Source organism: Blastochloris sulfoviridis, assembly GCF_008630065.1.
GTDB lineage: Bacteria > Pseudomonadota > Alphaproteobacteria > Rhizobiales > Xanthobacteraceae > Blastochloris > Blastochloris sulfoviridis.
In genome coordinates, this window is the sequence record NZ_VWPL01000014.1 from 51,886 (window position 1) to 70,467 (window position 18,582).

Annotated in this window: 17 protein-coding genes; 9 read left to right on the forward strand and 8 right to left on the reverse strand. The window is 67.6% G+C overall.

Features of this window, described 5'->3' with window-relative positions; translation table 11 throughout:
• Window positions 1-148: 148 nt before the first annotated feature.
• Both F1193_RS09665 and F1193_RS09670 read right to left on the reverse strand, forming a co-directional pair.
• A complete protein-coding gene (locus F1193_RS09665; protein ID WP_150097510.1) occupies window positions 149-862 on the reverse strand; it encodes an LOG family protein in 714 nt (237 codons plus the stop codon).
• 211 nt (window positions 863-1,073) lie between these two features.
• Window positions 1,074-1,256, reverse strand: a complete 183-nt coding sequence (locus F1193_RS09670) for a YdcH family protein (protein ID WP_126401690.1) — start codon at window positions 1,254-1,256, stop codon at window positions 1,074-1,076.
• Between the two features lie 197 nt (window positions 1,257-1,453).
• On the opposite strand from F1193_RS09670, the gene F1193_RS09675 reads away from it, so the two are divergent.
• Entirely contained in the window at window positions 1,454-1,660 is a 207-nt protein-coding gene (locus F1193_RS09675; protein WP_150097473.1) for a YdcH family protein, read from the forward strand.
• Between the two features lie 464 nt (window positions 1,661-2,124).
• On the opposite strand, the gene F1193_RS09680 is transcribed toward F1193_RS09675, so the two are convergent.
• Both F1193_RS09680 and F1193_RS09685 read right to left on the reverse strand, forming a co-directional pair.
• Window positions 2,125-2,610: a peroxiredoxin gene (locus tag F1193_RS09680; protein ID WP_150097474.1), complete on the reverse strand. Its 486-nt coding sequence runs from the start codon at window positions 2,608-2,610 to the stop codon at window positions 2,125-2,127.
• A gap of 103 nt (window positions 2,611-2,713) precedes the next feature.
• Entirely contained in the window at window positions 2,714-3,571 is an 858-nt protein-coding gene (locus tag F1193_RS09685; protein WP_170263493.1) for a protein-disulfide reductase DsbD domain-containing protein, read from the reverse strand.
• A gap of 238 nt (window positions 3,572-3,809) precedes the next feature.
• Between F1193_RS09685 and F1193_RS09690 the strand changes: the two genes are divergently transcribed.
• A complete protein-coding gene (locus F1193_RS09690) occupies window positions 3,810-4,424 on the forward strand; it encodes a YqgE/AlgH family protein (RefSeq protein ID WP_150097476.1) in 615 nt (204 codons plus the stop codon).
• A gap of 288 nt (window positions 4,425-4,712) precedes the next feature.
• Here F1193_RS09690 and F1193_RS09695 read toward each other — a convergent pair whose 3' ends face one another.
• Together F1193_RS09695 and F1193_RS09700 are read right to left on the reverse strand one after the other, a co-directional pair.
• The gene (locus F1193_RS09695) at window positions 4,713-7,607 is read right to left on the reverse strand and encodes an EAL domain-containing protein (RefSeq protein WP_425457229.1); all 2,895 of its coding nucleotides are present in this window, start codon (window positions 7,605-7,607) and stop codon (window positions 4,713-4,715) included.
• 88 nt (window positions 7,608-7,695) lie between these two features.
• Window positions 7,696-8,700 (reverse strand): NAD(P)H-quinone oxidoreductase, encoded by a 1,005-nt coding sequence (locus F1193_RS09700; protein WP_246164262.1) that lies wholly within the window; start codon window positions 8,698-8,700, stop codon window positions 7,696-7,698.
• A gap of 205 nt (window positions 8,701-8,905) precedes the next feature.
• Here F1193_RS09700 and F1193_RS09705 point away from each other — a divergent pair, with 205 nt between their 5' ends.
• Together F1193_RS09705 and rcdA are read left to right on the forward strand one after the other, a co-directional pair.
• Window positions 8,906-9,103 (forward strand): DUF1192 domain-containing protein, encoded by a 198-nt coding sequence (locus F1193_RS09705; RefSeq protein ID WP_150097478.1) that lies wholly within the window; start codon window positions 8,906-8,908, stop codon window positions 9,101-9,103.
• 399 nt (window positions 9,104-9,502) lie between these two features.
• Window positions 9,503-10,021: a protease adaptor protein RcdA gene (gene rcdA / locus F1193_RS09710; RefSeq protein WP_150097479.1), complete on the forward strand. Its 519-nt coding sequence runs from the start codon at window positions 9,503-9,505 to the stop codon at window positions 10,019-10,021.
• Window positions 10,022-10,188: 167 nt separating this feature from the next.
• Here rcdA and rpmE read toward each other — a convergent pair whose 3' ends face one another.
• Window positions 10,189-10,416, reverse strand: coding sequence for a 50S ribosomal protein L31 (gene rpmE, locus F1193_RS09715; protein ID WP_150097480.1), 228 nt, complete (start codon window positions 10,414-10,416; stop codon window positions 10,189-10,191).
• A gap of 232 nt (window positions 10,417-10,648) precedes the next feature.
• Here rpmE and F1193_RS09720 point away from each other — a divergent pair, with 232 nt between their 5' ends.
• The 3 genes from F1193_RS09720 to F1193_RS09730 all read left to right on the forward strand — a co-directional run bounded on the left by F1193_RS09720 (window position 10,649) and on the right by F1193_RS09730 (window position 14,501).
• On the forward strand, window positions 10,649-12,430 hold the full coding sequence (locus F1193_RS09720) for an ABC transporter transmembrane domain-containing protein (protein ID WP_246164263.1): 1,782 nt from the start codon (window positions 10,649-10,651) through the stop codon (window positions 12,428-12,430).
• A 1,352-nt stretch (window positions 12,431-13,782) separates the two neighbouring features.
• Complete coding sequence (locus F1193_RS09725) at window positions 13,783-14,079, forward strand: hypothetical protein (protein WP_150097481.1); 297 nt, start codon at window positions 13,783-13,785, stop codon at window positions 14,077-14,079.
• Window positions 14,079-14,501, forward strand: a complete 423-nt coding sequence (locus tag F1193_RS09730) for an EVE domain-containing protein (protein ID WP_150097482.1) — start codon at window positions 14,079-14,081, stop codon at window positions 14,499-14,501. The genes F1193_RS09725 and F1193_RS09730 overlap by 1 nt, the downstream gene beginning before the upstream one ends.
• 282 nt (window positions 14,502-14,783) lie before the next feature.
• Here the strand turns inward: F1193_RS09730 and F1193_RS09735 are convergent, their stop codons facing one another.
• On the reverse strand, window positions 14,784-15,458 hold the full coding sequence (locus tag F1193_RS09735; protein ID WP_170263495.1) for a Uma2 family endonuclease: 675 nt from the start codon (window positions 15,456-15,458) through the stop codon (window positions 14,784-14,786).
• A 47-nt stretch (window positions 15,459-15,505) separates the two neighbouring features.
• On the opposite strand from F1193_RS09735, the gene F1193_RS09740 reads away from it, so the two are divergent.
• A complete protein-coding gene (locus tag F1193_RS09740; protein WP_246164265.1) occupies window positions 15,506-16,195 on the forward strand; it encodes a class I SAM-dependent methyltransferase in 690 nt (229 codons plus the stop codon).
• A gap of 243 nt (window positions 16,196-16,438) precedes the next feature.
• Entirely contained in the window at window positions 16,439-18,391 is a 1,953-nt protein-coding gene (gene acs, locus F1193_RS09745) for an acetate--CoA ligase (RefSeq protein WP_150097484.1), read from the forward strand.
• Window positions 18,392-18,582 lie beyond the last annotated feature (191 nt).

An 18,582-nucleotide genomic window follows, 5' to 3' on the forward strand; every position in this document is an offset into this window, starting at 1 on the left:
GGCCTTGCCCCGATTGTGGCCGGAACCATACAGGGCGCAAGAGCGAGCGCTATCGGACATTGGGTGAAGAGGGCGGTAACGGGCCGCCCGCGTCAAAGTGCCCGGGGCCTGACCCGGGGAGGCCGGACACGGGGCGGGGCCGCGTCGCCTAGGGCTGCCCGGCTGGCGCGCCCAAGGGCTGAGGCGGCAGATTGGGATCGTGCTTGCCCAGGCCGTGGCGGGCCAGCACCGCCCACGCCTCCTCGGCATCGTCGGCCCATTCGATCAGCGCGACGTCGTCCTCGCCGATCAGCCCGTTCTCGACCAGCACCGGCAGCTCGATCAGCCGCGTCCAGAACGCCCGGTCGATCAGCACGATCGGCGCCGGCCCCATCTTGCCGGTCTGGCGCAGCGTCAGGATCTCGAACACTTCGTCGAGCGTGCCGAAGCCGCCGGGAAATGCCACCAGCGCATTGGCGCGCATGGCGAAATGCATCTTGCGCATCGCGAAGTAGTGGAAGCGGAAGGTGAGGTCCGGCGTGGTGTAGGGGTTGGGATGCTGCTCGTGCGGCAGCAGGATGTTGAAGCCGATCGAGGGTGCGCCGGCCTCGAACGCGCCGCGGTTGGCCGCCTCCATCAGGCCGGGGCCGCCGCCGGTGGCGATGACGTTGTCGCGGATGCCATAGCCATGGTCGAGCGCCCCGCCGCGCTCGGAGGCGATGCGGCCGAAATCGCGCGCCATGGCGTACCAGGCCGCGTGCCGGCCGGGGCCGGTCTCGCGCACGCGGGCGCTGCCGAAGGCGACGATGGTCGAGCGGATGTTCTCGCGCCGCAGCGTCTCCTCGACCTTGCTGTATTCGAGCAGGAAGCGGGCGCCGCGCATCGAGTCGCCCAGCAGAAACTCGCGGTCGAGCGCGGCGAGCCGGTAGGAGGGCGACGACAGGGCCGGGGCCGGCGAATCGGAAGCGGAGTCGGTCACGTCGAATCCGGCGGGAGGGAAACGGCCGCGCGGGCCGGACTGCCGGCCCGATGACCGGCCCAAAAACCGAACCGCCGGCGCGGGCCGGCGGTTCTAAACCACGCTGCTGTGCGGGTCAGTGTACGCTGAGGGTATCGCCCCTGAGCTTCTCGATCGCATCCTTGATGGCCAGCTTGCGTCGCTTCAGTTCGGCGATCTGGAGATCGTCTGAAGCCGGTTGGGCCAGTTTTTCCTCGATCTCGCGCGCAATGCTCTGATGGCGCTTCTCGAGTTCCGCAAGGTGAGCCTGAATTGACATATGCTCCGTTCTCCCTTGTAGGGGCAAGCAAAAAAAGTCTGCCACGCCGTTTGGAGCAAGTCGACTACCGATCCGTGCTGCATTGCAGCATAGGGCCGCAAGACGCCCAGCCCTTCCGCCTTGCGGGCCACGCAAGGCGGGGTGATACTGATCTTGATGCGCGGCCCGCGGGGTGGCCGGCGCAAAGCTGCAGCCTCATGACAAATCAGGAAGAATCAGAACTGCGTGCGCAGCTCTCGCGGCTTAAGCAGGAGCATCGCGATCTCGATGCCGCGATTGCGGCGCTGGAGGCCATGTCGGGCTTCGACCGGCTGCAGGTTCAGCGGCTGAAGAAGCGCAAGCTTTCGATCAAGGATCGCATCATCGAGATCGAGGACCAGTTGTTTCCGGACATCATCGCCTAGAGCAGTCTCCGCAAAAGCGGGCACCGGTTTTGCGAAAGAGACTGCGACAACTCAAGAACTTGAGACGCGTCCGCTTGGTTCAATCAGACCGGCGGACGCGCTTGCGCAGTCTCCGCAAAAGCGGGTACCGGTTTTGCGAAAGAGACTGCGACAACTCAAAGACTTGAGACGCGTCCGCTTGGTTCAATCAGACTGGCGGACGCGCTTGCGCAGTCTCCGCAAAAGCGGGCACCGTTTTGCGAAAGAGACTGCGACAACTCAAGAACTTGACGCGCGTACTGACGCGGTCGGGCCGGACGACGCGCGATCTTCGAGACCGGACCGCCGGATCGCGGCAATCGGCCGGAGCGGACGCCCCGGTCGGCCATCGTGGGACGATTCGACGCTCCGCGACCGCGCGGCGAATCCCCGTCGAATCCCGTCTCTGCCATGCGGTTTCCGGCCCTGTAGGCCGGCAACCCGTATCACATCTGCCGCAGCAGCGCCTCGGCGCTCGACTGGTTGGCCTGGGAGGGGACGTCCTCGATGAGCAGCGTCTTCACCACGCCGTCCTCGACCAGCATGGCGTAGCGCTTGGAGCGGATGCCCAGCCCGAACGCCGACCCGTCCAGATCGAGCCCCGCCGCCTTGGCGAAGTCGGCATTGCCGTCGGCCAGGAAGACGATCTTTCCCGCCGCCCCGCTCGCCTTCTCCCAGGCGTCCATCACGAACGGATCGTTCACCGCGGTGACCAGGATGGCGTCGATGCCCTTGGCCTTGAAGTCGGCCGCGTGGGCGAGATAGCCCGGCAGATGGTTCTTGTGGCAGGTGGGCGTGAAGGCGCCGGGCACCGCGAACAGCACGATCCGCTTGCCGGCGAACAGCTCGCCGGTGGCTTTCGCCACCGGGCCGTCCTCGGTGGGCACGCGGAAGGTAACGTCGGGCAGGCGGTCTCCGACCTGGATGGTCATGGCCGTGGCTCCTCGTTGGGCAGGCTTGTCAAAGGGGAAAGCGCAGGGACGGGACGGACGGCACCTGCCGCCCGCTCGTTCCTGATCTAGGAGGGGACGGCCTTCAGTCGAGGGGGGCGGTCGTCTCGACGGCGCCCTCGCCCGACACCAGCGTGAAGGTGAGGCGGGCGCCGGCCGGGTCGGCGCCGGCCGGCACGCCGTCAAGATCGAACTCGAATCGGAGGAGTCCCTCGGCGGCCGGAACGCCCGCGCCCGGCACCGGCAGCGCCCAGTCGGCGGTCGGTCCCTCGACGAACAGCTCGGCCTGCGGCGCCGCGCGGGCATCGACGCGCACCCGCCAGGGTTTCGTGCTGCGGTCGACGGCCACGCGGGCGATGGCGAGGCCGCCGGCCGCGCCGAGCGCGGCCCGGCGCGGCACGCGGACGTCATGGGCGTGAAGCAGGCCGCCGGCTCCCGCCCCGGCCACCGCCGCCAAATGCACCTGCGGCGACACCGGCAGGCTGAGCGCCGCCTCGGCGGGGATGCAGAGGGTGCCGCACACGGCGTAGGAGAGGTCGACCGCCAGCACCGCCGGCCGCGCCGGGTCGCGCGGGTGGATGGTGAGCGGAAACACCACCGCGCCGCCATAGCCGATCGACACGCCGCCGCCCGACTCGAACCGCCGCGGCGCCGGCCAGCCGACCTCCACCGAGCGAACATTGGTCGAACGCGAAAAATCGAAGCGGGGCGGCATGCCGGCATCGCCCGGGTAGCGCCAGTAGGTCTTCCAGCCGGGATCGAGCCGCAATTCCAGGCCGGCCCGCAGCGCCGAATCGTCGCCATTGACGCCGCCGGCGATCAGCCGCGCCGCCGAATTCGGACCGGCCACCCACCCCGAGTCGGCCGCACGCGCCTCGGAGGCCGCCAGATCCGTCCCTGGCAGAACGCCGCAGACGAGGCCCGTCCCCACCAGGGCGGCCATCGCCGCGGCCGCGAGACCCGCGCCGCCCGTCGGCGAACTCCGGCGATGATGCCCGTCCATACCCGCTGCCATACCCGCTGCCCTCACGGATCGGCAGTAGCGCACCGCCGCCGGCGCGCGCCAGCCACGATGTCGTGAGACGCGGCCGCCTCGGCCGGCAATCACTTCCGCGCTGACGCGAGGTCGCGGCCGGTCTTCGAGCGTTTGCAAAGCAGGCCGAAGCGGCTACCATTTGCCTATGAAGATTGTGCGATCCAGCCGCAGCGACCGGCCCGGCGGGTATCTGGATGGCCAGATGCTCATCGCCATGCCGTCGATGCACGACGAGCGGTTCGAGCGCTCGGTGATCTATATGTGCGCGCATTCGGCCGAAGGGGCGATGGGCATCATCGTCAACCAGCTCGCGCCCGACATCCAGTTTTCCGACCTCCTGGTGCAGCTCGAGATCGTGCCGAAGGCGGAGCTGATCCAGCTTCCCAAGACGGTCGGCGCCATCCGCGTGCTGCGCGGCGGACCGGTGGAGACCGGGCGCGGCTTCGTGCTGCACAGCGCCGATTTCTTCATCGAGAACTCGACGCTGCCGATCGACGAGGGCATCTGCCTCACCGCGACGCTGGACATCCTCAAGGCGATCGCCCACGGCGAGGGGCCGCACAGTGCCGTGCTGGCGCTGGGCTATGCCGGCTGGGCGCCGGGCCAGCTCGAATCCGAGATCCAGGCCAATGGCTGGCTGCACTGCGACGCCGATCCGGACCTGATCTTCGGCAGCGAGACCGAGGCCAAGTATCAGCAGGCGCTGCGCAAGATCGGCGTCGGCATCGGCAACCTGGCGAGCGAAGCCGGCCACGCGTGATCTTCACGCATGGCGTCGCCGCGTCGTCGTCCCGGGCGAACGGCGAAGCCGTGAGACCCGGGACCGGCATCCGAAAAGATCATATCACCCTGCAGACGATCCAAGATCCTGCAGACGATCCCAGGTCGCGCGCCTGCGGCGCTTGCCCGGGATGACACGGCTTCTCGTATGGTTTCCGGTTGATCCCTTCGGGACACCGGAAACGGTCTCGCCGAAAAATCCTTGATCGGACGGGGGTTTTTCGGCGATCGGAATACGGTTCTCCGGCCCTGCAGGCCGGAAACCGTATCACCGCCCCGCGGCGGCGCGCTGGCTCTCGGCCGGAATCGGCGAGATCAGGCGGCGCGCGTCCTCGGCGGTGAGTGGCTCGCCGAACGCGAAGCCCTGGGCGTATTCGCAGCCGAGCTGGGCGAGCTCGACGGCGTCCGACTCGGTCTCCGCGCCTTCCGCCACCACCTCCATGCCGAGGTCGTGGGCCATGGCGACGATCGAGCGCAGCAGCACCGGCCGCGTGCCGCGATCGGAGGCGCGCACGAACTGCTGGTCGATCTTGACGGTGTCGAAGGGGAAGCGCTGCAGATAGGCCAGCGACGAGTGGCCGGTGCCGAAATCGTCGAGCGACAGGCCGGCGCCGAGTTCGCGGATGCGCGACAGCATCTGCGCGGCGTATTCCGGGTTCTCCATCACCAGCGACTCGGTGAGCTCCAGCTTGAGCGTGTCGGGAATGACCACGTTGCGCGCCAGCACGCCCTTGATGTCCTGGATCAGGTCGTGGCGCAAAAGCTGGCGCGACGACACGTTCACCGACACGAACACTGGCGGGTCGAGCCTGAGCACGCGCTGCCAGCTTCCGAGCTGGCGGGCGGCACGGTCCATCACGAACAGGCCGAGCTCGATGATCAGCCCGGTCTCCTCGGCGATCGGGATGAACTCGGCCGGCGCCAGCTTGCCGAGCTTGGGGTGGTTCCAGCGCGCCAGGGCCTCGAAGCCGGCCACCGTGCGATCCTCCAGCCGTACGATCGGCTGATAGAGAATGATGATCTCGTCGCGCTCCAGCGCGCGCCGCAGGTCCGATTCGAGGCCGAGCCGGTCGGTCTTCTGGGTGCGCAGCGCCGGCTTGAACACCTCGATGCGGTCGCCGCCGGTGCGCTTGGCCACCTGCATGGCCAGCTCGGCGTCCTTCAGCACCTCCTCGCGCCGGCCGTGGTCGGCATCGATCAGCGCCAGCCCGATCGACGCGGTGAGGAAGATCTCGCGATTGGCGAAGGTGATCGGCGTGCGCAGCGTCTTGCGGATGGTGTCGGCGAAGGCGGTGATGCGCTCGGGCTCGCGCTCGGACAGCAGGATGATGCCGTACTGGTCGCCCGACAGGCGCGCCAGCGTGTCCTGCGGCTTGAGCAGGCGCGACAGCCGCCGGGCGATGGTGAGCAGGATCGAATCGCCGATCGACACGCCGGCCGACAAATTGATCTGCTTGAAGCGGTCGATGTCGAGCAGGATCACCGCCGGGCGCATGGTCTCGTCGAGCCGGGCGAAGCCCAGCGCCGCCTCCAGCCGGTCGAGGAACAGCGCGCGGTTGGGCAGGCCGGTCAGATTGTCGTGCACCGCGTCGTGCAGCAGCCGCTCCTCGGCGGTCTTGTTCTCGGTGATGTCGACCATGGTGCCGATGCAGCGCACCACCTCGCCGTCCGAGCCGATCACCGGCCGCGCCCTGAGCGCGAACCACAGATAGTGGCCGTCCTGGCTGCGCATCCGCAGCTGCTGGTGGATGCGGCCGCGCCGCTGCTCGACCAGGCTGTCGAGCGCGGTGCGGAAACGGTCGCGGTCGGCCGGATGCAGCGTCTCCAGCCAGCCGGCGGCGTCGGTCTCCAGCGTCCCGCGGCGGAGGCCGAGAAGATGCTCGGCCTCGGGGCTGGTGTAGATGGCGTCGCGGCCGACGTCCCAGTCCCACACCATGTCGCCGGCGCCGGCCAGCGCCAAGGCGCGGCGCTCGATGTCGCCGACCGGGCCGGCGAGGCCGCCGCCGGAGAAGGCGTGCTGCATCACCGTGAAGCCGATCAGCATCACGATCAGCACCAGGCCGCCGAGCAGCGCCGGCGCCACCAGCTCATTGGTGAAGATGCCGGTGATGGTGAAGCCGGCGGCGATCACCCACACCAGGAACAGCGCCCAGGTGGGGATCAGCAGCACGGCGCGGTCGTAGCCGTGGGTCGACAGGTACACGATCAGCAAGAAGCCGAGCACGGCCACGCCGAGCATCGACATGCGGGCGATGCCCGCGCCCATCGGCGGATCGACGACCGCGAGCGTCACCAGCCCGCCGAGAGTGATCAGCCAGCCCAGCGCGATGTGGCCGTAGCGCACGTGCCAGCGGCTGAGATTGAGATAGGCGAACAGGAACACCACCAGCGTCGAGGCCAGGATGGCCTCGCCGCTGGCGCGCCACACCTGCTGGACCTCGGTGGAGAGATCGAACACCCGCGCCCAGAAGCCGAAGGTGGTGCCGATCTGCGCCAGCACCGCCCAGCCGAGCAGCGCCGCCGCCGGGAACATCGCCGAGCCCTTGACCACGAACAGGATGGTCAGGAACAGCGCCAGCAGGCCGGCGATGCCGATGACGATGCCGTAATAGAGCGTGAAGGAGTTGACCTTGGCCTTGTAGGCCTCCGGCTCCCACAGATAGAGCTGCGGGATCCGCGGCGTCTTGAGCTCGGCCACCAGCGTCACCGTGGCGCCGGGATCGAGCGTCACCAGGAAGGTGTCGGAGCCGGGATCGCTCTGCTGCTCGGGACGGAAACCCTGGCTCGGCGTCAGGCTGGCGATGCGCACCGAGCCGAGGTCGGGCCAGATCAGCCCGGATTCGACCATGCGGAAATGCGGCGCGACGATCAGCCGGTCGAGCTGCTCGTCGGTGTTGTTGGCCAGCGCGAACACCAGCCAGTGCGAGGCCGGCCCCGGCTCGCGCGCCCGCACCTCGATGCGCCGCACGATGCCGTCCGGCCCCGGCGCGGTCGACACCTGGATGCGGTCGCCCTCGACGGTGTGCAGCTCGACTGCCGGCAGAAGGTCGACCGCCGGCAGGTTCTGGCGGACCACCACCGCATCGAGGGCCCAGGCGCCGTGGCCGGCGAGCATGGCCCACAGGGCCACGACCGCGACCAGCGCAGCACGTATGACAGACACGGATCCGACCTCCGAACCGGCGGCGGCGCCGCGGCTGGCGGCAGTGGTACAGACGCGCAGGGGCATTCTCAAGGCGAACCCGGTTTCCTCACGGCACCAGAACGATCTTGCCGATGTGGCCGCTTCCCTCCATGCGGGCATGGGCGGCGGCGGCCTCGCACAGCGGGAAACGCGAATCCATCACCGGCCGCAGCTTGCCCGCCGCGATCAGCGGCCAGACGTGGCCCGCCACCGCCTGCGCCAGCGCGCTCTTGAAGGTATCGGTGCGCGAGCGCAGCGTCGAGCCGGTATAGGTGAGGCGTTTCAGCATCAGGCGGCGGAAGTCGACCGTGGCCTTGAAGCCGTTCTGGAAGGCGATCTGGACGATGCGGCCGTCCGGCGCCGCCGCCTCGAAATTGCGCTCGATATAGTCGCCGCCGATCATGTCGAGGATCACGTCGGCCCCGCGCCCGCCGGCGAACGCCTTGGTCTCGGCCACGAAGTCGGCGGTGTTGTAGTTGATCGCCCGGTCGGCGCCGAGCTTGAGGCAGGCGGCGCACTTGTCGTCGCTGCCGCAGGTGACGATGACGCGGGCGCCCAGCGCCTTGGCGAGCTGGATCGCCGTGGTGCCGATGCCGCTGGCGCCGCCATGGACGAGCAGGACCTCGCCCGCGGTCAGCCCGCCGCGCTCGAACACATTGTGCCAGACCGTGAACGCCGTCTCCGGCAGCGCCGCCGCCTCGGCGGCGCTCAGCCCCTCCGGAATGGGCAGCGCGTGGCCGGCCTCGGCCAGGCCGTATTGGGCATAGCCGCCGCCCGAGACCAGGGCGCACACGGTCTCGCCCACCTTCCATTGACCTGCACCCTCGCCCACCGCCGCGACGGTGCCGGCGATCTCCAGCCCCGGAATGTCCGGCGCGCCGGGCGGCGGCGGATAGAGGCCCTTGCGCTGCATGATGTCCGGCCGGTTGACGCCGGCGGCCTCGATCTTGACCAGGATCTGGCCCGGCCCCGGTGCGGGCACCGGCCGCTCGACCGGCACCAGCGCCTCCGGCCTCCCCGGCTCGGGAATGGCGATGGCGGTCATGGTGGTGGGCAGCGCGGGGGCGGTCATGGCAAGCCTCGAACTCATTGCGTCTCGAACTCGTTGCGTCGCATTGGGGTAGCCCTCCGCCGGGGCGCTGGCAACGGCGGCATGCACTCTACGCTCTTCGCCGCCCCCGCTCCCGCCGGCCGCCAACCGACGCTAATCTGTGGCCCCGGATCGTGCACGCACGCATCCGGGCACGATTGGCCGGCGATCACAGGAGAGTTCGACGATGGCGTTGCGCGACGATGACGAGCCCAGGCGCAAGGTGGTCCACGACATCGGCCAGCCGCTCGATGCGCTGTCGGTGGGCGAGCTGGAGGAGCGCATCGAGCTTCTGCGCGCCGAAATCGCCCGACTGGAGGTGGCATTGGCCGCGCGGCGGGCCAGCCGGGACGCCGCCTTCGACGTCTTCAAGCGCCCGGGCTAGAGCGTCCACCGATGCGATCGAACCAAGCGGACGCGTCTCAAGTCTTTGAGTTATCGCATTCTCTTTCGCAAAACCGGTATCCACTTTTGCGGAGAATGCTCTGACGGCCAGCGCTGGCGGCGGGACTGGCGCTGAGCGCGAAAATTCAGCGCCTTTGCTTAACCCCCTATTAAGTATCCCAGCGTATGACTGTGGATGTCCAGATTCTGGACGTCGAGTGGCTCCTGTCCACTCTGTTTGACGCCTCCCTGTTAAGACTTCGGAGCCGCCGCTGGCGGCTCTTTTTTTGCCGCGTCAGGCGGCAACGCATACCATTTTCACCATCGAAGACAGCCGGACTTTACTCCGCGCTCATTGCCGTGCTTCAAGTTCGCGGGCTTGGAAAAAGGGCCGCGATCGATGAGCGAGACCGAACTTTCGCCGCCGCAACCCGTCGTGCTGGCCGAGCGCCTGCTCGGGACGGAAGCGTTTGCGCTGCTGTTCAAGGAAGGCATGACTCTGGTCGAGTCGACGGCGGCCTATCTCGATGGCCCGGGCCGGCAGGATTCGCGCTCGCTCGACCGCGCCGCCTCGCTCGCCTACGCCACCGAGAGCATGCGGCTGACCACCCGCCTGATGCAGCTCGCCTCCTGGCTGCTGCTGCAGCGCGCGGTCAATGACGGCGAGCTGACCACCGAGCAGGCCAAGAGCGAAAAGAACAAAGTGCGATTCTCCGGCGCCGCCATGCCGGAGGACGACCTCATGTCCCAGTTGCCGGAGCGGCTGCGCGAGCTGATCGACGCCTCGGTGGCGCTGCAGGACAAGGTGACCCGGCTCGACGCCCTGCTCTACAGCGACCGCCGCGAGCTTCCCTCCGCCGACAACCCGGTCGAGCGCCAGATCGGCCTGCTCAAGGCCGCCTTCGAGCGGCCGGAGTGACCGGCACCGGCGATCCGCGCTTCGTTGCGCTGGGATCCCCGGCCGGAAAAGACCACGAACCTCAGCTCAGATCATCCCGACCCGCGTGGTGCCTTGCGCCAAGACGCCAAAAAGCCCGGCGCCGCAGGGCACCGGGCTGATCGTTCGGTCCGCCGAAGCGGCCCGGCTCAGGCCTTGAAGCCGAACCCGGCGAACTTCTTCTGGAACCGCGACACGCGGCCGCCGCGGTCGAGCAGCTGCTGCTGGCCGCCGGTCCAGGCCGGGTGGGTGCTGGGATCGATGTCGAGGTTCAGCGTGTCGCCGGGGTTGCCCCAGGTCGAGCGGGTGTCGTAGGTCGTGCCGTCGGTCATCATGACCTTGATGACGTGATAGTCGGGATGGATGTCGGACTTCATGGACGCGTCCTCAAAGGTCGGCCGCAGAGGCCGCCGGACCGGGAGCCGGCAGAATTCGGAAGGCGCGGCATTAGCCGAGACTGGCGGCGCTGGCAAGACCTTCCGTGGCTGAGGCCGCCCGAACCCCGCGCGCCGCACGTTGCACCGGCGGGCGCATCGCGCCAATGTGCGCCCGCCGGGCCGGACATCGCCGGAACGACAGGCCCGGAACGAACAGTGGGAGAGTAGACGCGTGAGCCAGCCGAGCCCCGAAGCCGTTCAACGCCGCGGCCGGCTGAAGCCGCTTGGCGCCCTCCTTCCCTTCGTCGGGCGCTACAAGGGCCGCGTCGCCGCCGCTTTGGCCGCGCTGGTGGTGGCGACGCTGGCGACGCTGGCGGTGCCGATCGCCGTCCGCCGCATGATCGACCACGGCTTCGCCTCGGAGAATGCCGGCTTCATCGACCAGTATTTCTCGATGATGCTGGTGGTGGTGGGCGTGCTCGCCGCCGCCTCCGCCGTCCGCTACTACCTCGTCACCACGCTCGGCGAGCGCATCGTCGCCGACCTGCGCGCCGAGCTGTTCGGCCATCTCGTGGCACTCGACGCCACCTTCTACGACACCGCCAAGACCGGCGAGCTGACCTCGCGGCTCACCGCCGACACCACCCAGATGAAGTCGGCCGTCAGCACCGCCGCCTCGATCGCGCTGCGCAACGTCATGATGTTCATCGGCGCGGTGGCGATGATGGTGGTCACCAGCCCCGCGCTGTCGGGCCTCGTGCTGGTGGCGATCCCGGTGATCGTGCTGCCTCTGGTGGCGTTCGGCCGCTCGGTGCGCAAGAAGTCGCGTCTCGCCCAGGACACGCTGGCCGATGCTGCCGCCTTCGCCGCCGAATCGATTTCGGCGGTGCGCACTCTCCAGGCGTTCACCGGCGAGGACAGGGCGCGCGGCACCTTCAGCAGCGCGGTGGAATCGGCGTTCGGCGCCGCGCGCGGCGCCACCCGCGCCCGCGCCATGCTCACTTTCGTCGGCATCTTCCTGGTGTTCGCCTCGGTGGTCGCCGTGCTGTGGTCCGGCGCCCAGGAGGTGCTCGACGGCCGCATGACGCCGGGCACGCTCGGCCAGTTCGTGCTGTTCGCGGTGTTCGCCGCCAGCGCGCTCGGCCAGTTGTCGGAAGTGTGGGGCGAGGTCTCGCAGGCGGCCGGCGCCGCCGAGCGCATCACCGAGCTTCTGGAGGTGAAGCCGCGCATCCAGGAGCCCGCCCGGCCGGTGGCGCTGCCCAGGCCGGCGCTCGGCGTGGTGGCGTTCGAGAACGTGCACTTCGCCTATCCGACGCGCACCGAGGCCCCGGTGCTCGGCGGCATCTCCTTCACCGTGCGGCCGGGCGAGCGGGTGGCGCTGGTCGGCCCCTCCGGCGCCGGCAAGAGCACGGTCTTCCACCTGCTGCTGCGCGCCTACGATCCCTTGAGCGGCGTGGTGAAGCTCGACGGCATTCCCCTCACCGACGCCGCCCCCCGCGACGTGCGCCGCCACATCGCGCTGGTGCCGCAGGACGTCGACATCTTCGCCGCCACCGTGGCCGAGAACATCCGCATCGGCCGGCCGGACGCCAGCGACGACGAGGTGCGCCGCGCCGCCGATCTCGCCGCCGCCGACGAGTTCGTCGCCAAGCTGCCGCAGGGCTACGACACGCTGATCGGCGAGCGCGGCATCACCCTGTCCGGCGGCCAGCGCCAGCGCATCGCCATCGCCCGCGCCATCCTCAAGGACGCCCGCGTGCTGCTGCTCGACGAGGCCACCTCCTCGCTCGACGCCGAGAGCGAGACGCTGGTGCAGACCGCGCTGGGGCGGCTGATGGAGGGCCGCACCACGCTGGTGATCGCCCACCGCCTCGCCACCACGCTGTCGGCCGACCGCATCCTGGTGATGGAGGGCGGCCGCATCGTCGAGGACGGGCGCCACGGCGAGCTGGTGGGCCGCGGCGGCCTCTACGCCCGCCTCGCCAGGCTGCAGTTCGACGCCGCGGCCGAGTGACCGGCAGCGCGACGGACGGGGCGGATGGACCTGTGATACGGTCTCGCGGCGATCGCTTCGGCCTCTTTTTGTAGTTGTTGGTACTATTTTAGCTAGAGGCGCAATTGGTGCAACGGCTGGCGCTTATACTGCAACACAAACTGGGAACAACGCATGGTATGGCGCAACAATTGGAGGCGCAGCCGGACTAGTAACTGGCGGGGTTGGGTATGCAGCCGGCGGCCTTGGTCCGTGGAGTGGAGTTGTTGGAGCCGCGGCTGGCGCAGCAACCGGCGCAGCTGGGGTAACTGGCTGCTCCTCGTGCCCTGCTAGCAAGTAGCTAATTCACCCACTTGTAGGAGGCGAATGTGGATCTTAAAGTTCATGAGTTCTTTTACTATTTTGCAACACGGGGGCTCCTTGTCTATGGCCTTGTTTTTGCGACCGCCATGCTCATGGTAACGAGAAATGAATCAAATACATTAATTTATGACTTCATCATTCATCAGTTTATATTTGGCTTTATAATGTCTTTTGCTGATTTTTACATCATTAAAAATAGAATATAGGCAGATTCGAACATGGGCTATGCAGCTGGGGTTGGCTTCATCGGGGGCTTTTCTGGTGCAGCCGTTGCCGTTGGTTTAGGCAGCACCAGTTTGTTGGCGTGGGAAGCCGGTGGTTTTACCGGCACTGTCGTTGGTGGAGCCGCGGGTGCAGCATGCTCAAGCTGCCACCAAGCGAGACCATTTCCCGCAAAGGCAGGAGCCAGTTTTGCAAAAACCATGCGATAAAGTAATCGTTTAGGGCGCTTGGGCTGACGTGATAAGCTCTAACATGCTCTAGAGCATTTTCCAGCGAAGTTGGTACTGGTTCGTGAAAATGAATATGATATTTCAAAAAATTAATAAAATGATTCACTTCAGTCAGATCGGACTATATTATAATGTATTTAAATCAAACAGCGCAGAGTAAAAGATATGGCATCGAACATCCCATCAGAAAAAAGCATTTTTTTGACGATAATTTTATTATTTTTGCTTGTAGCAACTTCATTCTTTGCAAGAAATATCATGAATCACTCTTCCCTCTCCCCTTGTGGGAGAGGGTGCCGAGCGATCGATAAGATCGCGAGGCGGGTGAGGGGTGATGCCGTGCGGCCTTGAAGAGACCCCTCACCCGGCTCAGCCTCGCGTTGCTCGGCCTCGCCACCCTCTCCCACAAGAGCCTGCGCCCGGACGCGCGCAAGCGCGGTCCGAGTGGGAGAGGGAAGAAGGGCGATTCCCGGACGGCGACCTTTCCGGCCTGATCGGCCGCAAGCCGTATCAAATCGGCAGACTTTGGATCGGCGGACTCAACTCGGTGAACTTGGCATGACCGGCTTCTTCGAACGGCTCGCCCGCGGCCTGGAGGCGGCGCAATCGACCATGGGCTCCGAGGAGCTCGCCCGCACCAACGGCTTCGCCCTCACCCACTCCGCGAGCTGCCCGGTGGCGGTGGTGCGCCGGCGCCGCGCCAATGGCGAGGTCGTCGTCGACATCGCCATCTCCGAGCGCACCGTGACCATGACGCCGGACGAGTTCGCCCGCTTCGCCGCGGAGCTTTCGGCCTTCCGCGACGTGGTGCAGGGGGCGGCGATCGCCGCCGGGCGCGGCGGGACCAAGGGCTGATGGCCCACTGGCTCTACAAGTCCGAGCCGGTCAAATGGTCCTGGCAGGATCAGGTGGCGGCCGGCGCGAAGGGCACGGCGTGGGACGGCGTGCGCAACCACGCGGCCAAGCTCAATCTGCTGAACATGCAGGCGGGCGAGCGCGGCTTCTTCTACCACTCCAACGAGGGCAAGGAGATCGTCGGCATCGTCGAGGTGATCAAGGCCGCCTACCCGGACCCCACCGCCGAGCCCGGCTCGCCCTGGGTGGTGGTGGATCTCAAGGCCGTCGCGCCGCTGCCGACGCCGGTGCCGCTCGCCACGATCAAGACGGTGCCGGCGCTTGCCGACATGGCGCTGCTGAAATATTCGCGCCTCTCGGTGCAGCCGGTCACCGACGCCGAATGGGCAGTCATCTGCAAGATGGGCGGGCTGGCGGGGTGAGGCTGGTGCTGGTCCATGCCATTGAGGCGGAACCTCTTTCTTCCCTCTCCCCTTGTGGGAGAGGGTGCCGAGCGATCGAAAGATCGCGAGGCGGGTGAGGGGTGAGATGAACGTCAAGGCCCCCTCACCCGGTTCGACCTCGCTTCGCTCGATCGAACCACCCTCTCCCACAAGAGCCTGCGCCCGGGCGCGCGCAAGCGCGGCCCGGGTGGGAGAGGGAAAGGGGCGCCCCTCGGTCGACCGCCTTCCGGCTTGATCGGCCGGACTTCCCCTGAGTCTTACTTACCGCGGGATCTCCACCCGCTCGTAGAGGTCGCCGAGGCGCAGGCGGATGCCGGCGGCCTCTAGAGCATTCTCCGCAAAAGTGGGGACCGGTTTTGCGAAAGAGAATGCGATAAACCAAGAACTTAGAGCGTCCGCCCGGTTCAACCGGATCGGTGGACGCTCTAGCGCGATCGCCGCGTCCGGGTCGTTGAGATCCTCGTCCGCCCACTCGCCGCCCGCGCTGCGGTGGTAGTGCTTGGCGCTGACCGCGTCGGGGTCGATCAGCACGATGTGGCGCAGCGCCGGATGGCGGCGGTATTCCTCCAGCTTGGTGAAGCGGTCGATCTTGCGGGTCGAGGGCGACAGCACCTCGAACACCGCCACCGGGTGGCGTGCCTCATAGGAGGTGCGCTCCGGCGATGCGCAGTCGATGGTGACGTCCGGCCGGCGCGCGGAGGAGATCTTCGTGCGCAGCGCGGTGTCGGCGGTGGCCACCCGGCAGGGTTTTCCGCGCAACGCCGCCCACAGAAGCCCGAGCAGATTGGTGGTGACCACGTCATGCACGTTCGAGGCCCCGGTCATGGCCCGCAGCGGCACCGGCCGGCCGTCGACCAGCTCGAAGCGTTCGTCCTGGTCGAGCTGCCAGACCAGGAACTCGTCGACCGTCATGTCGCGCGGCAGCGGATCGCCCATCGCCATCTCGCACCCAACCTTGCCCGCATCATGATATGTCGGCCGCCATGACCTTGCCAGAAATCACCTCGCCAGCAACGATGCCGCCAGCGACCGACCCGGCCGCCTTCGTCCGCGCCAACACCCGCCTGATGCCGGTGGCGCTGGTGCCGGAGGTTTGCCTTCACCTCACCAACGCGGTGGTGCCGCTGTGGCAGGCGACCGAGGCCGAGCTCGACCGCATCATGCTGCCGCCGCCGTTCTGGGCGTTCGCCTGGGCCGGCGGCCAGGCGCTGGCGCGCTACGTGCTGGACCACCCCGGCACCGTCGCCGGCCGGCGGGTGCTCGATCTCGCCTCCGGCTCCGGCCTCGTCGCCATCGCCGCGGCCAAGGCCGGCGCCACCGTCACCGCCGCCGAGATCGACGGCTTCGCGGCGGCCGCCATCGCCCTCAATGCGGCCGTCAACGGCGTCGAGATCGGCATCGAGACCACCGACCTGCTCGACGATCCGGCCACCGGCGCCTTCGACGTCGTGCTGGTCGGCGACGCGTTCTACGAGCGCGCCCTCGCCGCCCGCGCCTTGGCCTTCCTCGACCGCCAGGCCGCCGCCGGCGCCGCCGTGCTGATCGGCGACCCGGGCCGCTGCTATCTGCCGCAGGCCCGCCTGACGCGCCTCGCCAGCTTCGCCGTGCCGGTGGCGCGCGATGTCGAGGATCGCGACATCAAGCAGACCGCCGTCTACGCGTTCGGGATTTGAGGTCGCGGCGGCACCGGGACGCAAGATCCTGGCCCAAGATCCTGGCCCAAGATCCGGGCCCGAGATCCGGGCCCGAGATCCAGGCCCGAGATCCAGGCCCGCCGCCGCCGGACGTTCGGCAGTTGACCGCGACCAAAGTGCGATGTCGTACTGCTTGTCGCGATTGCGCCGATCGGTGAAATATGCGCCTGAAACTAGTCGAGCACGCGGTTATCAGCCGCGGCCCTTGTCCTGGGGAGACACATGTCCGAGAAGGTTTACGACGTCACAACCGAGTGGTCGTCCCGCGCTTATATCGACGACGCCAAATATCGGGAAATGTACGCCGCCTCGCTGAAGGATCCTGTCGCCTTCTGGGGCGAGGAGGGCAAGCGAATCCATTGGTTCACGCCCTATACCAAGGTCAAGAATACCTCGTTCGATCCGCACAACGTGTCGATCAAGTGGTACGAGGACGGCGTGACCAACGTCGCCTACAACTGCCTCGACCGTCATCTTGCGACGCGCGGCGATCAGGTGGCGATCATCTGGGAAGGCGACAATCCGGACGAAGACAAGAAGATCACCTATCGCGAGCTCTATGAGGAGGTCTGCCGCTTCGCCAATGTGCTGAAGGCGCGCGGCGTCAAGAAGGGTGATCGCGTCACCATCTATTTGCCGATGATCCCCGAGGCGGCCTACGCCATGCTGGCCTGCGCCCGCATCGGCGCCGTCCATTCGGTGGTGTTCGGCGGCTTCTCGCCCGACAGCCTCGCCGGCCGCATCGAGGATGCCGGCTCGACCGTCGTCGTCACCGCCGACGAGGGCCTGCGCGGCGGCCGCAAGGTGCCGCTGAAGCTCAATGCCGACGCGGCCGCCGACCGTGCCGGCGGCGTGGAGAGCATCATCGTGGTGCGCCGCACCGGCGGCTCGGTGCCCATGCGCTCTGGCCGCGACGTCTTTTATGACGAGATGGCCAAGAACATGCCGGCCGAATGCGCGGCCGCCGAGATGAACGCGGAAGATCCGCTGTTCATTCTCTACACCTCCGGCTCGACCGGCAAGCCGAAGGGCGTGCTGCACACCACCGGCGGCTATCTCGTCTATGCCGCGATGACCCACCAGTATGTGTTCGACTATCACGACGGCGACATCTACTGGTGCACGGCCGACGTCGGCTGGGTCACCGGCCACAGCTACATCGTCTATGGCCCGCTCGCCAACGGCGCCACCACCCTGATGTTCGAGGGCGTGCCGAACTACCCGACCATCGGCCGGTTCTGGGAAGTGATCGACAAGCACAAGGTCAACATCTTCTACACCGCGCCGACCGCGATCCGCTCGCTGATGCAGGCGGGCGAGGAGCCGGTGAAGAAGACCTCGCGCGCGAGCTTGCGCCTGCTCGGCTCGGTCGGCGAGCCGATCAACCCGGAAGCCTGGGAGTGGTACCACCGCGTGGTCGGCGACGACCGCTGCCCGATCGTCGACACCTGGTGGCAGACCGAGACCGGCGGCATCCTGATCACCCCGCTGCCCGGCGCCACCAAGCTCAAGCCCGGCTCGGCGACGCGGCCGTTCTTCGGCGTGGTGCCGGAGGTGGTCGACGCCAACGGCCTGGTGCTGGACGGCGCCTGCGAGGGCAATCTGGTGCTGGCCGACTCCTGGCCCGGCCAGATGCGCACGGTCTATGGCGACCATGACCGCTTCGTGCAGACCTATTTCGCCACCTATGCCGGCAAGTACTTCACCGGCGACGGCTGCCGCCGCGACGCCGACGGCTTCTACTGGATCACCGGCCGCGTCGACGACGTCATCAACGTGTCCGGCCACCGCATGGGCACCGCCGAGGTCGAATCGGCGCTGGTGGCGCACCCCAAGGTCTCGGAGGCCGCCGTCGTCGGCTATCCGCACGACATCAAGGGCCAGGGCATCTACGCCTATGTCACGCTGATGAGCGGCTTCGAGCCGTCGGAAGAGCTGCGCAAGGAGCTGGTCAACTGGGTGAGGAAGGAGATCGGCCCGATCGCCTCGCCGGACCTGATCCAGTTCGCGCCCGGCCTGCCCAAGACCCGCTCGGGCAAGATCATGCGCCGCATCCTGCGCAAGATCGCCGAGGACGAGTTCGGCAATCTCGGCGACACCTCGACGCTGGCCGACCCCGGCGTGGTCGACGATCTGATCGGCAACCGCCAGAACCGCCGCGGCGCGGCGGCGTGATGCGGTTTCCGGGAGATCACTTCGTGATCCCGGAAACGGACTCGCCGAAAATCCTTGTTCGAGAACCGGATTTTCGGCGATCGGAATACGGTTCTCCGGCCTTGCAGGCCGGAAACCGTATGGGATGGACGTCGTCCCGGGCGAGCAGCGCAGCTGCGCGACCCGGGACCGTCATCGGACCAAGACGAAAC